Source organism: Bacillus sp. NPDC094077 (genome assembly GCF_050279465.1).
In the GTDB taxonomy this organism is placed as follows: domain Bacteria; phylum Bacillota; class Bacilli; order Bacillales; family Bacillaceae_G; genus Bacillus_A.
Map to the genome: position 1 here is coordinate 1 of NZ_JBNNUF010000003.1, position 3,802 is coordinate 3,802.

Annotated in this window: 5 protein-coding genes and 1 pseudogene; 1 reads left to right on the forward strand and 5 read right to left on the reverse strand. The window is 36.2% G+C overall.

Annotated elements, in window-relative coordinates:
- Positions 1–121 precede the first annotated feature (121 nt).
- The 4 genes from ACQKNR_RS08655 to ACQKNR_RS08670 form a co-directional block, all read right to left on the reverse strand.
- On the reverse strand, positions 122–457 hold the full coding sequence (locus tag ACQKNR_RS08655) for a hypothetical protein (protein ID WP_087955553.1): 336 nt from the start codon (positions 455–457) through the stop codon (positions 122–124).
- 62 nt (positions 458–519) lie between these two features.
- The gene (locus tag ACQKNR_RS08660; RefSeq protein ID WP_087955552.1) at positions 520–711 is read right to left on the reverse strand and encodes a hypothetical protein; all 192 of its coding nucleotides are present in this window, start codon (positions 709–711) and stop codon (positions 520–522) included.
- 748 nt (positions 712–1,459) lie between these two features.
- Positions 1,460–1,789 (reverse strand): carbohydrate-binding protein, encoded by a 330-nt coding sequence (locus ACQKNR_RS08665; RefSeq protein WP_427317040.1) that lies wholly within the window; start codon positions 1,787–1,789, stop codon positions 1,460–1,462.
- A complete protein-coding gene (locus ACQKNR_RS08670) occupies positions 1,786–2,901 on the reverse strand; it encodes a zinc dependent phospholipase C family protein (protein WP_427317042.1) in 1,116 nt (371 codons plus the stop codon). The genes ACQKNR_RS08665 and ACQKNR_RS08670 overlap by 4 nt, the downstream gene beginning before the upstream one ends.
- A gap of 336 nt (positions 2,902–3,237) precedes the next feature.
- Here ACQKNR_RS08670 and ACQKNR_RS08675 point away from each other — a divergent pair.
- Positions 3,238–3,381: pseudogene (locus ACQKNR_RS08675) on the forward strand (IS4 family transposase); the annotation flags it as partial.
- A 333-nt stretch (positions 3,382–3,714) separates the two neighbouring features.
- Here ACQKNR_RS08675 and ACQKNR_RS08680 read toward each other — a convergent pair.
- Positions 3,715–3,802, reverse strand: an 88-nt coding sequence (locus ACQKNR_RS08680) for a YjcZ family sporulation protein (RefSeq protein WP_427317983.1), incomplete at its 5' end; no start/stop codon positions are given.

Below are 3,802 nucleotides of genomic sequence, written 5' to 3' on the forward strand. Positions count from 1 at the left end.
GCTGATGCTTTATCAAGTAGTTAAGCATTACTTCCCAACTTATTAAACTAGACTGCTCCGTTAGCTCTATAGGGAATTAAACAACTTTATTATTTCTTAAAGGACTTTATTGTAAATTAAACTACTTTATTATCACTCTACAAGAAGACCCTGCTATGACAACAAATGTTGTCCAAATCAGCGTTATAGTGACTATGAGTAAATTAATAGACCTCAAAACATTACTCATTGTACCCCGCTGTATATTTTTGGTCTGTAAGAATACAAGAATAATTGATGTAATGGTACAGGCATATGTTAAGCCTACTCCAATCCAAAACCATGCGATACTGAATGTACCTACTACTCTTGTTTCATTTCGCTCCCAATACGCCATATCTTGAAATTTTAGGCTGAATATAAATCCAATAATTGCCATAATAAATGGAGCAATATTCCAAGCATTTATTCTCACCATAATCGAATCCCCTTCCATTACACAGCAAATCCCTCTCGTTTGGAGAAAGGGGTTATCGGTTCTTACAATTTGTTTTTTTTAAGTAAGTAAAGCCCCGTTAAATTGGCTCCGAATCCAATGATAATTGCAACAATAAAGATTTTCGAGGAAACAACATGATTCGGAATCAACTTAGCAGTATTTGCCACGATTATTGCGAGGATTCCTAATGATAATAAACCAATGAGATAGGTCCAACCTGTTTTCTTTACCATGCTACATGCACCTCCATTTTCCTAATTATACCATTCGGAAGAGGTAATTTGTTGGGGGTATTTGTTTGTATATCCTATACATGCTCGGTTAACATAACGTCTCAATATCGGTAGCAAAGAAAAAGGAGGAACCCTACTCTCACAAGGGAACCTCCTTTCTTCGTTCTATGGACCTATGCATTTTTTTATACATCCCTATTATGGCGCGGTTTTAGGTTTCTTGTTTGTTACTGGATTAGCCAAAAAACTGTATAAAATCTTGCATGCTCTTAGCGTGGTTTTTTTCAAAATGCTGGCGGTACCCCCATTGCCATTAGGTTAAAGTTTTATTGCACCCCCAGAACGAAGTTTTTATGTCGTTACAGTTATTAATGAAGACTGTGTTTTAAAAACCGCCCAATTACATATCATTATCAACCCTTGTTGGGGATCTTTTTCTTATTCGTTGTGGATTTAAAGGATTAACTAGAAACTGGGGGGATTAGTGTACTAATCAATTTTCCCTTCAAAAGACAACAACACATAATTTTAGCAAACGGATTTGAGTATCTTTTTATTCGAATCACCTGAGAAAAGGTTTGATGCCTTTAAATAAAGTTCAATTAAAATTGTCTCGTAAATCTATGTTTTAAGAAAAATAAAAGGAATCTATTTTGAAAAAAGGTGAACAGCTCCCTGTCCCGCAGATACATCAACGTTTTATCAAGGACTGAATTAAACCAATCTATATTTTCAAAACAATCTCCGCCTACTTTTGAAACGATATACAATTTATGTATTCTTGAAGCACCTGATACGCTAGAAGCTTGTGTAGCATATGTATCCATCCACCAGTAGAGTTTATAGTAAATGCACCTATAGTGGTGCCTGTTGGACTATCCAACCGCAGTTCAAGTCGCTTGTCTATAGTTGCATATGAAGGATCCATTCCTATGCTTGCGATGAACTTTGTTTTGTCTGTTCCAAAGTCAACAATGTCATAACTCAGCCAGTCTTCGGAATCTATGTGGCCTACCACGGTTCCCGTTCCGGCACTAGTTCCCTTTGAACCGCTATAACTCTCAGCTTGTATCGTCATGACGCAGAATTTGTTGATATCTTCTCGACTTTCAGGCTTGACACTTGATGATTTAATTTACCCAAATCATCAACATTACCGGTAATAACTATCGATGCTCCACTATAATTTGCATCTGCAAATAAAGTTACTTGATAACCTGGCGCAATGTGAATGGAAGAAATGGCATCATTGCCAATACCTTTTACGAGTTGGTCATAATTATAATTTCCAGAGCCGAGTAATTCTGATGTACCGCCAAAAGCAGTTCCACTGTAAACCTTCACAGGCATTTCAACACCGTTTAAGCGAAAGAACATATCTATGAATCCAGCGGTCTCACGCTCCGCTTGATTCAACTGATTAAGGATTGGAGTTTTGACGGCGTTCTTCCACATGTCGGAATAATAATAACTGGTAGCTGCTTGCCAGAACCAACTAATGATAGAATCATTCCATACTTGAGGCATAACGGATTTCGCTTGTATTGCAGCTTGATGAATCCATAGCCCAGGATCAGTTGAAGGTACCCAATTAAATAGACCTGAATCTGGAACAGTCGCTTGATTTTGAATACTTTCGGAATATGATTCGAGTTTCGAATGATATCCAGGTGCGTGATGATCAAGATTAGAAATATTTGAAGCATGAAGAGGCATTGTAGCATCTGTAAAATAGTGCAAAGATACCCCTAAGTAATAGAATGCATTGTAAAAATCGCTAGTTTTGTAGTAGTTCGATGCTAGATTAAAATACTTCACCCCTGATTGGCGTGCAGTAGGATAAGACTGTCCCGCATAATTCGTTTGCGTGTCCGGATCATAAAAGTGGGACAAAAATGTGCTAGTATCATAAAAAGGATTAATGTGATCAGCATCGTACAAGCCTTGCTCCCAACGATCACGAAACTGGTCAAGCAGAGTGCTTGGCTTGTTAATTGCAGGATCCGCATTGTCAGAAATAAGTTTGATACCGTTGTTTACAATAAAAAGATGTGTACTTTGATCTTGATTATGTAGATCCTCGCAAGACCACGCGAAGGATTTTGGAACATTGCCAAATAATGAAGTGATGGTAATTGCACTTACGGCAACAAATGACAAGAGTTTTTTAGTTCGAATATGTTTTTTCATCATAGACCTTCCTTATATTTTTTGAGGTTGTCATACCGGTAACAATGCTAAATATAAAGAAGTTTTGTAAACGCTATATTATTGTTATGTGAAGTTTTTTCAAATTTTGTAGTTTTTTAACGAAGAATATTGTAAATTTTTTGTCTGTTTTTGTATTGAAAAATAACAAAAAACCACCGACACTTAACTTGAAAATGCCTAGTTCGGAACGGACTTATGATTATCCCAATGAATGTGACAGCTTATTCATCTGTCTAATTCTTTCCGATGTTTCAACGTAATTTTTTTCAACTATTTACTGATCACATAACTATAATAGTTCTTTGCTATTTCGTTATTGAACCAGGAAGACGAAGTGATCAGGCGTATGGTGCGACTCGAACAGGTACGACACAAAAGAATGAACTGTATATTCGTGATTTAGGATATTTTCGTTTACAAGGCTTTAAGTCTATTCAAGATAAGCAAGGATATTATTTATAACATCTATAAACGATAATAAAATACTACGTGAAAAGACCGCATTTTGTATAAAAATATACCTTAAGTTGATGGCTATGGGTCTCACCACATCTCCTATAATGATTGATATGTTACGCCTTTCAAAAGCCTCCGCTTTATAGAGCGTGTCCGCAATTTATATTTTACTACTTGTATTTTCATGAATATGTATAATTACATAAAATTTAAGAGGAAAAGAGAGTATACTTTGGTATTGTGTAATAAAGATAGGGCCCGCTTACGGAAATAGGCGGGCCTTTTTAACGTATAAAGAAAAGACACTCATATAAGAGTGTCTTTTCCGATAGTTTTTTAACAGAAGCAAGCAGCTCCAACGATGATTAATAAAATAAACAATACAACTAATAAAGCAAATCCTCCAGCAAAGCCGCCGCCACAA